The sequence below is a fragment of the Saxibacter everestensis genome (assembly GCF_025787225.1).
GTDB lineage: Bacteria > Actinomycetota > Actinomycetes > Actinomycetales > Brevibacteriaceae > Saxibacter > Saxibacter everestensis.
Map to the genome: position 1 here is coordinate 3,504,582 of NZ_CP090958.1, position 17,806 is coordinate 3,522,387.

General features: G+C 62.4%; 18 protein-coding genes. 5 read left to right on the plus strand and 13 right to left on the minus strand.

Translation table 11 applies throughout. The features are described 5' to 3' along the window. The first annotated feature begins 92 nt into the window (after nucleotides 1–92). Genes LWF01_RS16545 through LWF01_RS16560 form a run of 4 tightly spaced genes read left to right on the plus strand, consistent with a single transcriptional unit; the run spans nucleotide 93 to nucleotide 3,563 of the window. Nucleotides 93–875, plus strand: coding sequence for an ABC transporter ATP-binding protein (locus LWF01_RS16545; protein ID WP_349638470.1), 783 nt, complete (start codon nucleotides 93–95; stop codon nucleotides 873–875). Next, the gene (locus tag LWF01_RS16550) at nucleotides 872–1,684 is read left to right on the plus strand and encodes an ABC transporter permease (protein ID WP_349638471.1); all 813 of its coding nucleotides are present in this window, start codon (nucleotides 872–874) and stop codon (nucleotides 1,682–1,684) included. Before LWF01_RS16545 ends, LWF01_RS16550 begins: the two co-directional genes overlap by 4 nt. After that, nucleotides 1,684–2,541, plus strand: coding sequence for an ABC transporter permease (locus tag LWF01_RS16555; protein WP_349638472.1), 858 nt, complete (start codon nucleotides 1,684–1,686; stop codon nucleotides 2,539–2,541). Before LWF01_RS16550 ends, LWF01_RS16555 begins: the two co-directional genes overlap by 1 nt. A 26-nt stretch (nucleotides 2,542–2,567) precedes the next feature. Then, on the plus strand, nucleotides 2,568–3,563 hold the full coding sequence (locus tag LWF01_RS16560; protein ID WP_349638473.1) for an ABC transporter substrate-binding protein: 996 nt from the start codon (nucleotides 2,568–2,570) through the stop codon (nucleotides 3,561–3,563). Between the two features lie 57 nt (nucleotides 3,564–3,620). On the opposite strand, the gene LWF01_RS16565 is transcribed toward LWF01_RS16560, so the two are convergent. The 3 genes from LWF01_RS16565 to LWF01_RS16575 form a co-directional block, all read right to left on the minus strand. After that, nucleotides 3,621–4,574 (minus strand): LysR family transcriptional regulator, encoded by a 954-nt coding sequence (locus tag LWF01_RS16565; protein WP_349638474.1) that lies wholly within the window; start codon nucleotides 4,572–4,574, stop codon nucleotides 3,621–3,623. Between the two features lie 91 nt (nucleotides 4,575–4,665). Next, on the minus strand, nucleotides 4,666–5,391 hold the full coding sequence (locus LWF01_RS16570; RefSeq protein ID WP_349638475.1) for an enoyl-CoA hydratase/isomerase family protein: 726 nt from the start codon (nucleotides 5,389–5,391) through the stop codon (nucleotides 4,666–4,668). Continuing rightward, nucleotides 5,382–6,566, minus strand: a complete 1,185-nt coding sequence (locus tag LWF01_RS16575) for an FAD-dependent monooxygenase (RefSeq protein ID WP_349638476.1) — start codon at nucleotides 6,564–6,566, stop codon at nucleotides 5,382–5,384. Before LWF01_RS16575 ends, LWF01_RS16570 begins: the two co-directional genes overlap by 10 nt. 127 nt (nucleotides 6,567–6,693) lie before the next feature. Between LWF01_RS16575 and LWF01_RS16580 the strand changes: the two genes are divergently transcribed. Then, a complete protein-coding gene (locus LWF01_RS16580) occupies nucleotides 6,694–7,335 on the plus strand; it encodes a MarR family winged helix-turn-helix transcriptional regulator (protein WP_349638477.1) in 642 nt (213 codons plus the stop codon). A gap of 66 nt (nucleotides 7,336–7,401) precedes the next feature. Here the strand turns inward: LWF01_RS16580 and LWF01_RS16585 are convergent, their stop codons facing one another. The 10 genes from LWF01_RS16585 to LWF01_RS16630 all read right to left on the minus strand — a co-directional run bounded on the left by LWF01_RS16585 (nucleotide 7,402) and on the right by LWF01_RS16630 (nucleotide 17,637). After that, entirely contained in the window at nucleotides 7,402–8,685 is a 1,284-nt protein-coding gene (locus LWF01_RS16585; RefSeq protein ID WP_349638478.1) for an amidase, read from the minus strand. Nucleotides 8,686–8,689: 4 nt separating this feature from the next. Next, nucleotides 8,690–9,349 (minus strand): hypothetical protein, encoded by a 660-nt coding sequence (locus tag LWF01_RS16590; protein WP_349638479.1) that lies wholly within the window; start codon nucleotides 9,347–9,349, stop codon nucleotides 8,690–8,692. Then, nucleotides 9,349–10,518, minus strand: a complete 1,170-nt coding sequence (locus tag LWF01_RS16595) for an amidohydrolase family protein (protein ID WP_349638480.1) — start codon at nucleotides 10,516–10,518, stop codon at nucleotides 9,349–9,351. The genes LWF01_RS16590 and LWF01_RS16595 overlap by 1 nt, the downstream gene beginning before the upstream one ends. Next, on the minus strand, nucleotides 10,515–11,153 hold the full coding sequence (locus LWF01_RS16600) for an amino acid synthesis family protein (protein WP_349638481.1): 639 nt from the start codon (nucleotides 11,151–11,153) through the stop codon (nucleotides 10,515–10,517). The genes LWF01_RS16595 and LWF01_RS16600 overlap by 4 nt, the downstream gene beginning before the upstream one ends. After that, on the minus strand, nucleotides 11,153–12,649 hold the full coding sequence (locus tag LWF01_RS16605; RefSeq protein ID WP_349638482.1) for a 4-hydroxyphenylacetate 3-hydroxylase family protein: 1,497 nt from the start codon (nucleotides 12,647–12,649) through the stop codon (nucleotides 11,153–11,155). The genes LWF01_RS16600 and LWF01_RS16605 overlap by 1 nt, the downstream gene beginning before the upstream one ends. Further along, entirely contained in the window at nucleotides 12,646–13,230 is a 585-nt protein-coding gene (locus tag LWF01_RS16610; protein WP_349638483.1) for a flavin reductase family protein, read from the minus strand. Before LWF01_RS16610 ends, LWF01_RS16605 begins: the two co-directional genes overlap by 4 nt. Nucleotides 13,231–13,400: 170 nt before the next feature. Beyond that, a complete protein-coding gene (locus tag LWF01_RS16615; protein WP_349638484.1) occupies nucleotides 13,401–14,813 on the minus strand; it encodes an amidase in 1,413 nt (470 codons plus the stop codon). A 7-nt stretch (nucleotides 14,814–14,820) separates the two neighbouring features. Further along, entirely contained in the window at nucleotides 14,821–16,299 is a 1,479-nt protein-coding gene (locus LWF01_RS16620; RefSeq protein WP_349638485.1) for a sodium:solute symporter family protein, read from the minus strand. Next, complete coding sequence (locus LWF01_RS16625) at nucleotides 16,296–16,544, minus strand: hypothetical protein (protein ID WP_349638486.1); 249 nt, start codon at nucleotides 16,542–16,544, stop codon at nucleotides 16,296–16,298. The genes LWF01_RS16620 and LWF01_RS16625 overlap by 4 nt, the downstream gene beginning before the upstream one ends. 136 nt (nucleotides 16,545–16,680) lie before the next feature. Next, the gene (locus tag LWF01_RS16630) at nucleotides 16,681–17,637 is read right to left on the minus strand and encodes an Lrp/AsnC family transcriptional regulator (protein ID WP_349638487.1); all 957 of its coding nucleotides are present in this window, start codon (nucleotides 17,635–17,637) and stop codon (nucleotides 16,681–16,683) included. Between the last annotated feature and the right edge of the window lie 169 nt (nucleotides 17,638–17,806).

Below are 17,806 nucleotides of genomic sequence, written 5' to 3' on the forward strand. Positions count from 1 at the left end.
GCGCTGAGCTCGCGGGCCGCGGCAAAGGTCGCATTCTTCAAACTCAGCCGGATGGTCCTGTCAATGTCGACAGATCCAGGAGTGTTTCGCCCATGACCTTGAACAGCCCGAGCTATCAGGTCGTCAACCTCGGTGTCGACTTCATCGTTGGTCGTGAGAAAAAGAGCATTCTGAGTGAACTCAATTTCACCGTCGGAAAGGGAGAGTTCCTTTCGATCTGCGGACCATCGGGAACCGGCAAGACGACGCTGTTAAGAGCACTCTGTGGCCTGGTGGCGACCACGCCCGGCTCGCTCGTCCGCTATGCGGAGGATGAGGTCACCTCGCCACCCGAGGGCGTCGTGCTCGTCTTCCAGAACTACAGCGCTTCGCTACTCCCATGGCGTTCCGTAGCCAGAAACGTCGCCCTCGGGCTCGAGGGCAAGGTGCCCCGAGCTGAGATGAACGAGCGGATTTCCCGAGCGCTCGAACTGGTTGGCCTAGCGGGCAGCAAGAAGGACTACCCGTGGCGCCTTTCGGGAGGCATGCAGCAACGGGTTCAGATCGCCCGCGCTCTGGCAGTCCGCCCCGACGTACTCCTGATGGACGAGCCGTTCGGCGCGCTCGACGCCATGACGAAATCGGCGATGCAGGACGAGCTCCAGCGCCTTCGAGACGCCACAAACGCAACGGTGGTCTTCGTCACGCACGACATCGAAGAAGCTGTGTACCTGAGTGACCGGGTCCTCGTGATCAATGGGACGCCAGCGACGATAACTCACGAGATCGGCGTCGACCTGCCCCGGCCACGCGACCAGATCACCACGAAGGAGTCGGACGAGTATTTGAAGCTGAGGCACAAGGTCCACCAAGCCATTCACGCGGTGGCGCCATGAGCGTCTCGGTCCGGACATCCCAGTCATGGGTGCGACGCGCGCTCAAAGGCATCAACCTCCCGGGAATGCTCTTCCTGGTCGGGCTCGCTGTGACCTGGCAGCTGGTCGTGGCGCTCGGCGTCGTCACGCTGGTCTTCTTTCCGGCGCCGTCCGAGGTAATCAATTCGTGGTTCCAGCTGCTTCTATCCGGTCAGATGCTCCAGGACATCGGGCACACTCTCACCGCCGCCGGAATCGGCTGGGTCTCTGGCTCCCTGATCGGGCTCGTCGTCGGAGTCTGGCTGGGAATCTCTGCTGCCAGCTGGAAGTACGGCATGGCCACGATCGATTTCCTTCGTTCGATCCCCGCTATTTGTTTCGTTTCGGTGGCCGCGCTACTGCTGGGATTCTCGTTGCAGATGGAGTTGGTGGTCGCAATCTATGCTTCGTTGTGGCCAGTGCTGATCAACACAGTAGAGGGCATTCGCCGGGTTGAGGGCCTCTACCTCGACACTGCCCGGACTCTTCAGGTCTCCCGGGTCAACACGATCTTCAAGGTCATGCTTCCCGCTGCCGCGGGTTCGATCATCGTGGGTCTGCGATTGGCCCTCGGCCTCGCGCTCACGCTTGCCGTTGCCGCGGAGATGGTCGGCAATCCGGCGGGCGTCGGTTTCCAGTTGATCATGCAACAGCAGGCGCTTCAGCCGGCGAATATGTTCGCCTATATCATCACGATCGGAATCCTCGGTATGATCCTCAACCGATTGTTCATCGTTCTCATCCGATTGGTCCGGCCGGGGATCGTAGCTTCGTTGCGAGAGGACGCCTGATGGCCCTCGGGACGGAACGGATCAATCGCGCGGGGACGGATGCCCGTTCCGGGCGCGCCGGACGGGGTGCCGCCAAGCGCGGCTCCGCCCTCGCTAACGGTTTCGGAGGAAAACGGCCGTCAATCCCGCCGTTGCGCGGTCTCTTGCCCCTCGTCGTCATCCTCGTGCTCTGGCAGTTGTTCGGGCCGGCGAAGAGCGTCTATGCCCCGCCTCCACTTTCCTGGGTGGAGCAGCTGGTTCGGCTGTGGTCGGACGGGACCTTGCCCGCGGCCCTTCTCGACACGATCGCGACTTTCGCCATCTCGGTCACCATCGCCACGGTCCTCGGCACGATACTTGGCGCGCTCGTCGGCCGTTACCGCGTCCTCGACCGGATGTTTGGCCCGATCTTCGAGTTCTTCCGAGTGCTGCCCCCTGCCGCGATTGTTCCCCTCGCCGTCCTGATCGCGGGTTACAGCCAGGACATGAAGGTCGGGGTGGTGGTGTTAAGCGCGATCTGGCCGATCCTGCTTCAGGTGCGCGCCACAGCGCGTGGGCTCGACCCGATCCTGTTCGACGTCGCACGAGTACTCCGACTCGATAGGAAAAGCACGTTCAGAAAAGTCCTCCTGCCATCGATCACTCCGGCGATTCTCCAAGGCTTGCGGCTTGCGACCCCCATCCTCCTCATCATCGTTCTTCTCGTTGAGATCGTCACGCGGATAAACGGATTGGGGGGACAGATTCAGCAGGCAACTGAGAATTATCAATCGGCGGCGGTATACGGACTGCTCGTCGTTACCGGAATCCTCGTCCTCGCCATGAACGTCATCGTGGGAGCCCTTGAGAGCTGGTTCCTTCGTTATCGCCCACACTGAGAAATCAAAAGAAACAGAGGCACATCATGAAGGCAACGACGGAGCCACGCAGATGGATGCGGGGCATCAGGATTGGCGCCGTGGTGACCGTCGCGGCGCTCGCGCTCGCCGCCTGCGGGGGCGGCTCCGAACCGTCGAGCGGAGGCAGCGGCGAGACGATTCCACTCAGGCTGGTCGAGAACAACACCAACTCCTCGCTAGCAGCTGTTGTCGCCGACAAGAAGGGGTTCTTTGCAGACAGCGGACTGGACGTGAAAGCCACTGCCGTTGCCGATATTTCCAAGGTTCCCCAGACGCTCGGCAACCAGTTCGATGTCGGCTTCGGCGTCGAACCGCTGGTAATCCGTGGTTCCGTGCAGGGACTCGACACGGTGGCGATCGCCGGGAACGGCGCATCGAGTGCCGAAGCCCCTTTTATGACACTTATGGCGAAAGCCGATTCAGGTATCAAGTCTGCCCAAGACATGGCCGGAAAGGTGCTCGCCGGGCCCACGCTCACCGGAACGCACCATATCGCCACCCTCTACTGGCTCAAGAAGGAAGGCGTTGACCCGTCGAGCGTACGTTCCGTCCAGGTAGCCACGCCGGCGATGATCGACCAACTCGAACAGGGTCAGATCGATGTTGCTGAGCTGCAGGAGCCCTACATCACTGAAGCCAAGAGACGTGGACTCGTTGAAGTGGCCTTCTCATCAGGAGCCGTTGCTCCCACGACGATCGAGTCACTCTGGATCACAACGCCAGACTGGGCGGACAAGAACGGCGAGGCAATCAAGCGGTTCCGGGCGGCCTTGGAACGGTCGGTGGAGTGGATGAAAGACCCTGCCAATGAGGATGAGACCAAGCAGATCCTCGCCGAGTTCACGAAGCAGGACCCGAAGCTGGTTGACCAGGCTCCACTCCTCGAATACCGAGTGAAAGTGACACCCGAGGACCTTGAGGTATGGGGCACAGCAATGAAAGAAGTGACCGACTTCAACGCTGAAGTCGACTATGACAAGCTGGTGTATCCTTGGCAGTAGATCCGATCTCAGTGTCTCCGCTGCCCGAGGCGACGAGGATGACGGTGGGTGGAACGCTCAGAACCCGGCTCCGCCCGCTGCGTCCTCGGTGGCTGGCGGTTCGGTCTCCAAGCTTTGCGCAACGTCGACGATGAGCTCCCGCAGCCAGCGATGAGCCGGATCTTCGGTGCGGCGGGGGTGCCAGAAGAGCGTCTGCGTGATCGGCTGCACGGGGACAGGGGGCTCATACAGCCGGATTCCGGCCACATCCTGAACCTCCTTCGCCAGCCGCTCATGAAGCATCGCGATGAAGCTGGTGCCGTTGAGCATGAAGGGCGCGATCAGGAAGCTCTCCGTGGTCATCTCGATGCTGCGTGCCACGCCCAGATCATCGAGCTGCTTGTCGATGTTCGACGGGCCGCCATTGACCCGGTAGGCAATATAGGGCAGCTGTGAGAAGAGTTCCGTGGTGATCCCATTGAGATCTTTTGGATGATTCGCGTCCGCGGCGCAGACGAAACGGTCGATGAACAACGTACTGCGTGACATGTCGTCGACGTCCTCCGCGACCTCGAGTGGCAAAACAATGAGGTCGATAGTGTCTTGGCGGAGATGCTCTACGTAGTCGATCAGCACAGGCTGAACATGGAGCCGGACACCGCTCGCCACCGCCGAAAGGCGCGAGACCACTTGCCGCAGAAGCACAAGAGTGATGTAGTCACTGGCAGCGATCGTGAATGTGCGTTCGTCGACCAATGGGTCGAAATGCGGCCTCGCGGTAAGAGTCAGGTCGATGTTCTCAAGAATGTTCCTGAGCGGTTCACGCAGTCCCTCGGCGAACGAGGTGAGGACCAGTTGACGACCGGCCCGGACCAGCAGCGGGTCGTCCAGCAGCTTGCGTAGCCGGGCGAGAGACGAGCTCATCGCTGGCTGGCTTACCGACATCCTTTTGGCCGCGAGAGTGACGTGACGCTCCCGGAGGAGCGCGTCGAGGGAGACGAGAAGGTTGAGATCAACGCGTCTCAGATCCATCGAACTCCGCCTTACCGTCTCGAATTCCGCCGGCTACGACATCCAGCGCGGGCAACTCGCGCCGCGTGGACGTGCATTCCTACCCGGAATCCTAGCTGCGAAGCAGGCTCCTGTCGGCCATCTCGACCGCGTACATGGCGATCCCAAGTGCTGGCGCGTCCCGGGGTGGAAGGTTCTCGGTTCGCGCGAGGAACTCCTTGACCAGCCGAAGTGTCCGAGGATCGTAGCCGGCGATCTGCTCTGCGATGGCGGCGGCAGTCGCCTCGACGTCGTCATCGGCAACCGCACGGGCGGCCAGACCGGCCGGTACGGCCTCCCACCCCGATAGCTCGCGGCCGGTGAAGATGAGGTCCCCGAGAAGGTTCCTCGGAAGCACGTAACGGTAGTGGCTCAGCACGATCGTGGGCGGAATGCCCCGCGGAATCTCTGGGAATGAAAGGCGTGCGTCATCAGCGACGATGACGATGTCGCAACGTCCGGCAAGTGACAGGCCGGCGCCGACGGCCTGGCCCCGTACGGCGGCAATGGTCACCAACGGCGAGTGCTGCAGTTGTTCGTTCACCTGCTGAACACGGGTGAATTCCGCGGTAATCGCTTTCGGGGTCTGAGCCGCACCGGGCGCTTGCTCGCGGCCTAGTGAGAAGTCAGGGCCCGCCGCACCCAGTACCAACACCGTCGGGCCATTCGTGTCGTTCGCCAGCTCGGCAAGTGCCTGTGAGATCTCGTCCAGCGTGGTCGCGTCGAGGCGGTTCCCGCTCTCCGGCCGATTCAGCGTAAGGAAGGCAATGCGTTTGTCGAGGTCGATGTCTATCGCCACAACAAGGCTCCTTTCGCTGGTAGAACCGGAAGGTTCAAGATGCGGTCCGAGGCGGCAATCCGGGCTGAGCCGTTCGCCTTTAGCTCTCTGCGTGCTTCGTCCAGCTGCTGGTGGGTCCTCACCATCTGTTCGCTGTGCAACATCTGCATCGAAAAGGTGTAGACGAACGCACATCGTGCGTACCGCCGCTGCACGTAACCGTCCAACATGTCCTCGACCGGTTTGTCCTGCGAGAGCTCGTCGGCAAGAACCAGGCCGTCTTCCAGTGCCATCCCTGCTCCCTCCGTCAGGTGCGGGGGAAAGGTATGCGCCGCATCCCCGCCGAGCACAATCCGGCCGCTGTACCACGGTGGCGGAAGGATTGCCGGTTCGAGCGGACTGTAGACGATGTCGGAGTCGGGACCGAGTGCATCACGAACCTCAGCGATGTGATCCCCGTAGCCATTGAGCCGCTCCCGTAGGTAGCGCGGATAATCTTCCCGTGCCAACTTCTCGCTGGGGTCCTCCGGACGAATGTGGAAGAGGTACATCAATTCATCGTTCAGTGGCATGGCCCCGGTCTTGCTGCCGAGGCCCTGGTAGAACTCCATCGCGTCAACCTCAGGAGGACGGGGTGCCTGCAGACGCCAGGCGCCGTATCCCGAATGGATCGGTTCAAAAGCTTCGCCGAACGCGAAGATTCTCGTTGTCGAGCGGATGCCGTCAAAACCGACAACGAGGTCGAACTCATCACTTGACCCGTTATTGAAGACGACGTGAACGCGGTTGCCCTCCTGTTCCATTTGCTGCGCCGTCGTCCCAAGGCCGATCCCCACGCCGACCTTCAGCGCCGCATCGAGGAGGATGTCGTGCAGATCGGAACGGGATAGCGCGCAGACCGCCGGCAGGCCGGGACCACCGAGCAAGAACTTGTGTTCGACGATCAACTCGCGGTTGTAATCGAAGTAGCGCATAGAGTCATACTGAAATCCCGCCGCAATAACCTGCGGGAGAACCCCGAGCTCGCCCAGAACACGCAAAGCGTTCGCGGGTTGGCCCAGCCCGACGCCGGGAACGGTGAACTCAGGGCGTTTCTCGATCAGCAGAACGTCCATGCCACGTTGCCCAAAAGCCGCCGCCGATGCCATTCCGCCGATGCCGCCGCCAACCACAAGCACTCGACGAGACGCACCCATTTCGTCCTCTTTTCGTGCACGGCTGTCAGTCCATTTTCAGCGTAGAAGAACGAGGAGAATATGAGAAAGCAATGATCTGTATGCCGTTCATCCATCCCGTTGATATCCGCAGCGGCGTTGCTTTACATTGCTTACTGAAGTGCGTATCTTCAATGAGGTATATGGCTGGGAAGGGTTAGCAATGCCGGGAAATCGCTCCACGGAGAACTTGGACACGGTCGAACAGGCTGCGGCGGCGGACGCGATGTCGGCTGATGCCCCCGCCACTTCCGTTGATCTTGGCCAAGATGTCAGGCAGCAGGATTTCGGCTCGTATCTGACCCGAGTCGCGGAGGCGCGTTACGTCATGCGTAAGGTACTCCGCATCCTCAATGAAAGTTCCAAAGCTCATGGCCTTGACGCATTGGAGCATCAGGCGCTTGTCCAAATTGCCGGTACACCCTCGGGAGCTGTCGCTATCCATGCGCTCGCTGACCGCCTGGACATCGTTCCGGCGTTCGGGTCACGGATCGTCAAACAACTTGAATCCAAGTCACTCATCGAGCGTTCAAGCTTGGAGGCCGATAAGCGCGTTACCTTGACGAGCGTGACCGAGAAGGGACTCGAGCTGCTTCGGCAGATCGATGAGAGCGTGCACTACCAGATGGCTTATTTCCAGCGCGGACTCAATCCTCGTGATCGAGCCTCCGCTCTGGCAATCTTCGCGTTCTACGTCGGCGAACCCACCGATTCTGTGGTCGCAGAAGCGATCCGCGGGCTTCTGGTCTAACTGGCGCGAGCTTCAGGTCCCTCGAAGAGGAGCTGATTGCTGGGGCCGGCGACCTGGCGATCGTCGTCATTCCTCGTTGAGCGCAGCGTGGAGCGTCTGCGCTAACCGCAACACGAGCTGGTCATCGCCAAAGCGGCCCACGAGCTGTACACCCACGGGCAACCCGGTGGCGGCGTCGATGTGGGCGGGTACGGTCGCGGCTGGATTGCCGAACATGGACCAGGGCTGACAAAAGACCGGGTCACCCGTCCAGTCGATACCGGACGGGGCCGCGCCGGTGGCTGCAGGCATAACTATTGCCTCACCGCTTCCCAGCACGCGCGGAAGCATGGCCCTGAGAACATCCACTCGTCTCAATGCTTCACCGTAACTCCGGGGTCCGATAGCCAGGCCTTCTTCCATCCTGGTCCCGAGATTGTCGCTGAACTGAGAAGCATGCAGAACATAGTCTTGGCGCAGGTTATTGGCGATGTCGTAGTGCGCGATGAGGTTCTGCAGTTCGGGGATCTCTTCGAAGCCGGCTGGAAGTTCGGCTGCCTCGACCCGTAACCCCGCCGCAGTCAGCGCCAGCCACGAGCGGGCGAGCGCACTCCGGGCGTTCTGGTCAGCCTTGTCCCACCATGGCGTTTCGATCACCCGAACCAGCTCGAGGTCCGGCGTCGGCCCCGACTCGGGAGATGGACCGAGCTCGGCGTACAGGTACGCCAGGTCTTCGGGTTTCTTCGCGAACAAGCCGATCGTATCGAGCCTCTGACTTGTGACGTTCACCCCCGCCATCGGAACGAAGCCAAAGGACGGCTTCATTCCGATCACGCCGCAGAAGGCGGCGGGCCTGATCGTCGATCCAACGGTCTGCGTCCCGAGAGCGAGAGGAACCATGCCAGCCGCGACGGCTGCGGCCGAACCGCTGGAGGATCCGCCTGGAGTATGGCTGCTATTGTGCGGATTCGTCGTGTCCGATGGTGTCCAGGTTGCAAATTCGGTGGTCGTGGTCTTACCGAGAATGACCGCGCCCTTCTCGCGGAGCCGCGCTACGCAGGTTGCGTCGACACCTGGCCTGCGGTCCGCGTAGATCGACGTGCCGCGTCGGGTGGGCATATCGCGAGTGTCGATAACGTCCTTGACCCCCACCGGTACACCGTGGAGTGGCCCTTTCGGAGCCTCCGCGTCGCGCCGCCTGGCCTGTTCCAGGGCGAGGTCTGGGTCGAGATGGGCCCAGGCCTTGATGGTGGCTTCCCGCTCGGAGATCCGCTCGAAGCAGGCTTTGACAAGTTCTTCCGATGACAGCCGCCTTTCCGCGATCATCCCGGACAACGCACTGATGGGCAGTTGCAGCAACTCGTTCGTCATCACTTCAGCCCTTCGCCTGGTGGGCGGCCGCGCGACGGTACAACCAGCGGCCGGACTGCCCGAACCAGGGCCTCTCGGCGAGGGCATCCCGTTTGGGGCCGTTCCGTGCGCGGGCGCGTTCCGGAGAGCGCATCACTTCCGCGGTGGCGAGTTCGTGGAGGGCAAGATGCGTCCAGGGGCCACCCACCCCGTCAACGACTCGGTAGCGGTGCACGCGCAGCCAGTCGCCGGCCTGGAGGAGGAGGGGCACGTGTTCGTCGACGTACCAGTCTTCGAATTCCTCCTCGTCCTCGCCCGGCACCTGGAAGGCAACGACCGACAGGAACGCGCCGCGTGCGTTCTCCTCACCCTGGTCAGTGATGCGCGTCATCGTGAACCGGGTGAAGTCTGAGACATGACCGAGGAAGTACTCAGTCTCCTCACCCGGGTCCACCTTGAGACGGAGGTACTCTGGGGTGGCGACCGCATTCAGCGATTCGAGTTCATAGATCGCGAGGTGATGGTGCGTGCTGCCTTCCGGCGGCAACTGCCAGTAGCGGAAAGCGCCGCGAAAACCCTCGAGCACGAGGCGCTTGGCGATGTGGTCGATGTCGTACCACCGTTCGAAGCGCGCCTCTTCACCGCGCGGAGGCCGCATTTGTGAAAACAGCATCGCTTCGGCCATCACGCACCGTCTCGGACGGCGACGGGCTTGATCGGGCCTGGGGTGTTCCGGCTCTTGGTGAACCTGACCATCCCGCCGGTGATGACTACGGCGACCGCGGGAACATCGCCCTGATCGATGGCCGCCAAGGCGGTCGAGGCGGTGCAGCCCAATGGGGCGTCCAAAACTGCCAGGTCCGCCGGTGCGCCAACTATTAGACGGCCCGCATCAAGGCCGTACTGTTCGGCGACGTTGCCTGTCGATGCGGTGATCGCCTGCCGCGCGGTTATCGGCCCGAGCGATGACATCTCTGCCATTTGACGCAACATCCCAAGCGGGATCACTCCGGTGCCGGTCGGTGTGTCCGTCGCGATCATGACCCTATGGAAGACTCCGTGCTCCAGAGCCCTTCCGGCGATATCGATCGCCGATCGGAGGTTACCGGCATGGACAAGCTGCAGCGCGATGCTGCCTCCCTCCGTGACGATTCGCTCGTTCTCCTCGCTGCTGAGCGCGGTCGGGCCCCCGTTGACGTGGCCTGCGATGTTGGGCTGCATGGCGAGCAGTGCGTCGACGCCGATCTTGTTGAGGCTGCCCGGGATGGACCCTCCTCCCGTGTGGCACATCACCGTGATCCCGGCTTCGCGGGCCGCGTTCACCAGCGGAACATAGTCCATCGGCGAGGAGAACGCGCCGAACCCCGCCTTCGCCAGCCAGACCCCGTCCTTCCTCAGTTCCGCGAAGTCGGCCGGGGTAAGGCCTGGTTCGAGGATCACCGACCCGCCATGGACGGTCATCCCCGCGGGTCGATAGTCGGCGTAACAATGGGCTGCCGCCACCGCGAGCGCTTTAATTCCGGTGACCGATGTTGGTCTGCCTGGCACGTGGACCTCACTTGCCGAGATGACACGTGTAGTGCCGCCGTGCAGATAGCTCTCCAGGAAGCCGATCGTCTGCTGACGTGGGGTGTAATCACCGAAGGTCGTATGGACGTGGGAGTCAATGAATCCGGGCGTTACGGTAGCTCCGGCGACATCGATGACGGTCTGGTGGTCACGTTCGGTCACATCCTTGGAGTCCCCGATCCACGCGATAGCCCCTTCGTCGACGATGAGGGCGTCACCAGCAATGGGGACTCCCTCCATACCTCCATCGTGCGAGTCCCCGATGTTCACCAGGGCGAGACTCATCGGAGTCCGCCGCCCTGGATCTCATTGGCACGGACGCCGCCGACCCGCTCGTGCGGGCGACTACCGGTTGCGAGCGCTACGGCGATCAAGAGCTCGTCGGGCCGGGGGGCGTCTGCCGTGGTGAGAGTAATGCCGTCGTAATGCGAGCGCACGTAGAGCGCGTCCTTGTGGGCGAGCGGGATGTCGAGCGACGTGCCGGCAGCTCCTGTTTTCGTCATCGACGAGATCCAGGCTTCCCCGCCCCCGACGGCATCCCGAAATGCGTTGCCGAAGACGGTCGTCACACACGCCACCACGTGCTCCTGCTCTCCGTTCACCCCCGCAATGCCGCCCTTGCCGTAACTTTCAACGCCTCGGCCGTCGAGCAGTGCCAGGCCACGCCGGGCGAGTTCGGTCGCCAGCCATGGGCTCGGCTCGGTGAGCGCGGACAGGTCCTGCGTGAATCCTCCTGCGAACGGGTTGGCGAAGACGACGCCAACGGCTGCCCTGATCAATGGTGTTTCAAGCGTCTCGCCTCCATCATGAACGGTCTCCTCCCGGTAGCTGACCCACTTGCGGACGTTGTAATCGTTTGTCATATCGAACCCCGAGTCCTCGGCCTGGTTGCTGTATCGAATCCTTGAGTAGGAGGGCACTACTGAAGATCATGCAGCGCAAGCTTCCGAGCTGGCACGAGGCCGTTCTCGTCGTATCCAGCGAGCGCTCGATCCACGAGGTCCTCACCCCGCTTGAAGTCGTAAACCTGGAACATGCGCATCTTGACGAGGAACGGCGCACCGGCATAGAACATCTCGTACTGTTCGTGACGGCTGGCAAACTCGGAGCCGGTGAGATCCCACATGAGCTTGAGTAGTTTCACCCGCTCGACACTCGAAACACCGGGGGACTGAACGTATCGGTCGAGATCGGCGCGGCTCTGCGGATTCTGGAAGTCCTCGACGCTGGACGGCAACTGGATGATGCCTCCCCCGGCCAGATCGCGCACCATATGCAGCATCTTCGGGTACAGCTCGGATTGGATGACCATGACAGCGAAACTTTCAGCACGGGCCGGCCATGCCACTCCACGCTCGTCAATCTCGACGTTGTTTTCCTGTGCATATACCTGTCCGTGGATAAGTGATGCGTAGGCCGCCAACTCCCCCAGAGCGCCCTTCACCGGAGGTGCCTTGTCGGAACGATTCATCTTTGTGACCTTCGAAGCGAGACCCACGAGGAAGTCGAGCTTCGCCGTGAACCGGATCTGCGCCTGATTGTTCCCCAGCAGATGCGCCGGCGTCTCATTCCATTGATCGGCAACCAACTTGCGATCCCGGTAGACAAAGACGTGTTTCCACGGGACAAACACGTCGTCGAAGACCACGAGCGAGTCTGTCTCATCAAACTGCGAGGCGAGCGGATAGTCGAACACACTCGTGGCCGCACTTGCGTAACTTCGGCGTGAGAGCACTCGGAGGCCGGGTGCCGAGAGTGGTACGGCAACCGAAATCGCATAGTCTTCGTCACCTTCGACGAGCGGGACAATACAACTGAGGATGATGTAATCGGCGACAACCGCGCCTGTGGCGAGCATCTGGGCACCGGAGATGACGATCCCGTCCTCTCGTTCCTCTTTGACACCCGCGTACAGATACCTGTCCTCCTGCTGATGCGCCGGTTTCGACCGGTCGATCTGCGGCGGGACGATTGCGTAGGTGCAGAACAGGTCGTTGTCCCGGGCGTACTCGTAGAACGCGGTGATGTTGTCGGCATAGCGTTGACCGGAGCGTGCGAAAATATCGCTACGCGCAGCCCAACCGGCCAGGAAGCTGGCCACGTGCTCAGGTCCACGCCCGACCAGGCCGAAGCTTCTCTCGGTGCTCTTCCGAAGGGCTATCCGCCTCCGTTTCAGATCCTCACTGCTACGGGGAATGAGGTACGACAGACTGACCGGCTCGCCGGTGATCGGCGAGGGATAGGTCATGTCAGCCCTGTTCGCTTCGTCGTTCGTGAAGTCGTACAACTCGGCGATCGTGCCGATCACTCCCGTGAATCCGGGATGTGTAGTGACATCGCTGACCAACTCGCCATCGATATATACCTGCCGGCCGTCACGAAGGCCGTTTATGTAGTCCGTGCCTGAACGAGTCATTGCTGGTGAGCCTCCATGATTAGTGAATCCTCAAAGACGATGGGAAGCGGATCTGGGCTTGTTCCGGGCTCGATCGGGCTCAAGCGCCGGTAATTGCCTCGGAAATGCAGAAGTGGACCCGTGGAGTCACGGTGAGCGGAGAGCCCGATCGCCTTGATGGAACCGATGATGATCACGTGGGTTCCGGTTTCGATAGCCTCGGTCACCTGACAATCGAAGAACACCATTGCGCTGTTCAGACACGGCGCATTCCAGGCCGACTTGGTGTCGAGCCACATGACGGGGAGCACCTTGTCCCCACCTGGGGCGGAACAATAGTCACAAAGCTCCTGCCCGTCTGTGGCGAGCAAATTGACCCCGAAGCGTCCTCGGGTACGAATCACGTTATGAGTGCGTGCCGAGAGACTGAGGCAGATGAGCGCAGATGGCGGGGTGAACGACACAGAAGTGAAGGCGGTGGCCGTCATACCGACGGCGTTGCTGTCGTCATCGAAGGTAGTGACGATGGTGACGCCGGCCGCGAACGTGCCGAGGGCACGGCGGACGTGCTCACGATCGGGAGCGTAGTGGTGCAATCCCATCTTGTGCCTCACAAGTCGAAATCACTTACGCCAAGTCTAGCACTCAACTAGAGTACTTTTGTTAACTATTTTTCAGGTAACGACATCAAGCGCTCGGCCCGTCGCCGGGCGTCATTCGCGGGACTCAGGATCTGGATCAGATCGAGCCCCAGAACGACCAGCAGCCGGGTTCAGCCCAGGTCAGGCCGCCGCAATCCAGCCGGGTTCAGTTCTTCGAACGACTTTGCGATCTGCAGCAGCCGGAGATCCTGCCGCGGCGGAGCCACGAGTTGCACCCCGACCGGCCAGCCCTCCGGCGTGAACCCGGCGGGCACCGAGATCGCGGGGCAGCCCGTGACGGTGATGAAGTAGGCGGAACGCATCCAATCCAGATATGACGACATCTGCGTGCCAGCAATCTCCGCCGGGTACTCCATCGCCGCATCGAATGGCGGCACCTGCGACACCGGCATCACCAACAGGTCGTAGTCGGCGAAGAACTCCCGGGCGCGTTGGTAGACCAGCGTCTGCTGTGCCATCGCCGCAGCTAGGCCGCTGCCGGTCAGCGCTTCGCCATCCCGAATGTTCTGCGCGAGCGTTGCCTTGAACTTGTCCGGATCCCGGGCCAGAAGCGGTCCGAGCCCGATCTGGAACAGCCACGCCCGCAAAGTGCGAAACGCGTCTTCGGCGCCGGTCAGATCCGGGTACGCGTCGGCGGTGTGCGCGCCCGCGGATTCAAAGACCTGGCGCTGCTGTTCGACAATTTTCCGCACGCCGGAATCAACTGGGAACGACCCGCCGAGATCGGTGCTGAACCCGACCTTCAACCCGGCCAGCGGCGCAGCGGACAACCGGGCAAACTCGCCGGCTGGCGAGTCAAGCGACAACGGGGTGCGCGTTGTCGGCTCGCCGATGACCGACAACAACAGGGCGGCGTCGTCAACCGTCCGTGCCATCGGTCCCTGCACGGCCAGGGCGTCCCACGGCGTCGCGTTCGGCCAGGTCGGAACCCTGCCCGGGCTCGGCCGGAACCCCACCACATTGTTGAATGACGCCGGGTTTCGCAATGAACCACCCATGTCGCTGCCGTCGGCCAGTGGCAACATTCCGGCGGCGAGCGCCGCCCCGGCGCCTCCGGATGATCCGCCCGCCGAGCGCGACAGGTCGTACGGATTCCGAGTGGTGCCGAAGATCGGGTTGAACGTGTGCGAGCCGGCGGCCCACTCCGGAACGTTTGTCTTGGCGATGGTCACCGCTCCGGCGCTGCGCACCCGTTCGGCGATGAGGTCATCGGCGTCCGGAACGTGATCTGCCATCAACGGCGAGCCGTGCGTGCTACGCCATCCGGCCACGTCTGTTGTGTCCTTGAACCCAAAGGGCAGGCCGTGCAGCGGACCGAGCCAAGCGCCGTGCGCCACCGCTTCATCGGCTTCGGCTGCGCGCTGGCCGGCCTGGTCGAAATCGATGCTGACCAGCGCGTTGACCTCGCAGTTCACCGCCTCGATCCGCTCGCGGTGCAGGGCAAGTAGCTCACGTGCCGAGATGTCCTTCGACGCCAGGGCGTCAAGCATCTCGCGGGCCGTGCTGTAGCTGGAAATATTCATCCGTTACTTAAACACTTTCTTCTTGAGGGTGTTCCGTCGCCTCGGGAATGCTTCGCAGTGGCTGCGTCGAGATCGCCACCGGACGGCGGCCCGTGGCCCGCAAGCCGGCCTCGGTGAGCATCAGCACAACCACGTTCGCGGCGAGGCCGAGAATTCCGGGATCGATTTCTGCGTGCGGCAGGCCGGTAAAGGTGAACAGCATGACAACCGCGACGCCGGCAACGATTCCGGCCAGCACCGACGCCTTCTGCGCTATCGGCTGCTTGGGCAACGCTGCCGTGATGCCGGGCGCCAGTTGCGACAGGCCCGCGAATGTCAGCAGCAGCAGGTTGGCCAGCAGGTCAGGCCGCAGGATACCCAGCACGAGAGCCAGGCTGGCAGCGATCACCACGACGAAATGGTTGATCCGCAGCTTTGTCCGCATGCTCTTTGTGCGCACCAAATTGTGCGAGACCAGGGTCGAAATCCCGATGCACAACGCGGCCGCCGGGATCATCGCCGCCGACGCCGCAGCCACGGCCACCAGGCCGGTCACCCAGTCCGGAAGCGCTTCACGGGCCAGGGTCAGCAGCACCGAATTGCTGGCAGCGTCGCGGGGCAGCACCAGCAGCGCCGTGAACCCGATGAACAGCGGGAAGATGATGACGACCTGGTACAGCGAGAGGTAAACGTTGTTCGACCGGATCACCCGGGCGCTCTTGGCGGCCAGCATCGGCGGCCACAGGTGCGGCAGGGTCAGGAACGCCGACCCGATGGCGGAGATCAGCATACTGCTAAGCCACCACATCTGGCTGTACTCGCCGGCCTGAATCGTGAGCAGCTTTTCGTCCATCGCGGCAACGGATTCGAAGACATGCGAGATACCGCCGGCGTAGTGCAGCGGGATCACGATGATCAGCAGGGCCATCGCCCCAATCATCAGCGCGTCCTTGATGTACGCGGTGCGCGCCAGGCCGTGAATCCCGGCCCACAGCACGAATACGACGGTCAGAACCGTTGCGACCACCATTGAGATCACGCCGGAGGTGGCGTTTCCGGTGACCAGCTTCACGATGAGGCCGAGCCCGGTGATCTGCAGTTGCAGATAGGGCAGCAGGAAGACCACGCCGCAGATGGCGACGATCTTGCCCAGCCAGGGGCTCTGGTACCGATCGGCGAAGAAATCCGCCTGGGTGATGTAGCTGCGGTCCTTCGCGTAGCGCCAGACGATCGGACCGATGAAGAACAGACCGATATAGCCGAGCGGGATGTACGGAATGGCGTAGCTGGAGGCGGCACCCGCGGAGAAGGCGATGCCGGCAACACCGAGGAAGGTGAACGTGGTGAACGCTTCGCCCGCCTGCAGGAACCACATGGTCAGCGTCCCGTAGTTCCGCTTACCGACGGTCCACTCGGCCAGGTCGGTATGCGGCTTGCTACGACCGCGGATGGCGACAACGGCAATGCCGACCATGCCGATAATGGCGACCCAGAAGGTGAGGCTCACTTGTCCTCCTCCGTTTCGAACGGACGCACCAGGCCGTATTCGACCGCGGCAAGTGCCGGCGTGAGCAAGAGCACCCAGGCCGAGCACCAGACGATAAGCCGGGGCATCCCCAGCCAGAGGTCAGGTGTGTTGACGAACGGCAGCCATGCGGCGCTGAGCAGCGCCAGCGCCGGAATGACGGGGACAGCGAGGAGCCAGCGGCGAGCGCCACCTTGCCTGACGGCCCGGATACTTGCGTCAATCATCGATTCGATCCTTCGCGCAGTGGTCCAACGGATTCTGCGTAAGTGTGCGCAGGTGACGCAGGTCACCAGCAAGCAGGAGCTTCGTCAAACGGCCGTTTTGGCGGAATTCGCTAAGGATCCGGCGAATTCCGACGGATCAACCGAGCAGGCGGCCACTTCGTTTGGCGGCCTGCAGCACGATATCTGTTTCGATCGCCGTCACGTCATCGACCCAGGGCGCGGTAGTCACCATCCGGTACAGGGCGGCCTCGTCCGGGGCGGTCACATTGGCAACGAACTGAAATTCGCCGGCCAGGGCCGCGGCATACCGTACCCACGGCGATGCGATCAGTCCGCGCGCCAGGTGGTCTACCCGCGCCGGGTGCACCTTCACCCACAGCATTGCCTCCGTCGGCAAGCCCAGGCAGGCTGGGTCGACGACAACCCGCAGCCGGACTCCCCCGTCGCGCAGCAGCCAATCCACCCGCCGCCGAGCGGTTGCCTCTGACGCCCCCGTCAGCCGGGCGAGCTCGGCGAACCCCACCCTGCCGTCAACCTGCAGGGCAGCCACAATCTTCTCGTCGAGCGCGGAGAACGGCCGCATCTTCGACCGCTCCTGTTCGGGCGGCAATCCCGGCAGTCCGTCCGAAAGACCCACTGCCTCCCGTTCGGTGAGAATTCCGGGGCGCCATTCCCGCACAGTGCGGTAGTACCGCAGAATGGGGTCGGTCCAGAACCTGGCAACGCCGACAGTAGCGGGCAGTTCATCGAGCACCAGCCGGGACAGATCGCCCGAGGTAACCTCGAACTCTGCAACGCAATCGGCGCCGCCGGTCAGCGCATAGGAGAATATGCAATCCGGCCGGTTCGCCAGCGCGGTTGCCGCGATGCGCACCGTGCCTGGCGCACACTGTGCCCGAACCAGAGCGGTGGGATGGTTGCCCGGGAGCGCCGAGACGGCAATGACATTCGAGTCCAGCAGTGCAGACGCCCGGCGGTTGATGTTGCGCTCGGGTTCGCCGAGCACATCGGCCATTTTGCGCCACGAACACCGTCCGTCGACCTGCAGGGCCGCGACGATCCGCTGATCTAGCGCATCCAGTTCCTGGATCATCTTCTTTCCCCTAACTCCAGCCAGAGGCCTGCCACAACTCTAGCCATACCTGGCCCTTTAGCCTGACCTCTCGCAGCCCGATCAGGTAAACACCGCCGGCCGGGAGCTTCCGGTTCGACGCCGTTGACACGTTCTCCATCGCTCACGTAGCGTGCGCAGCATATATCCC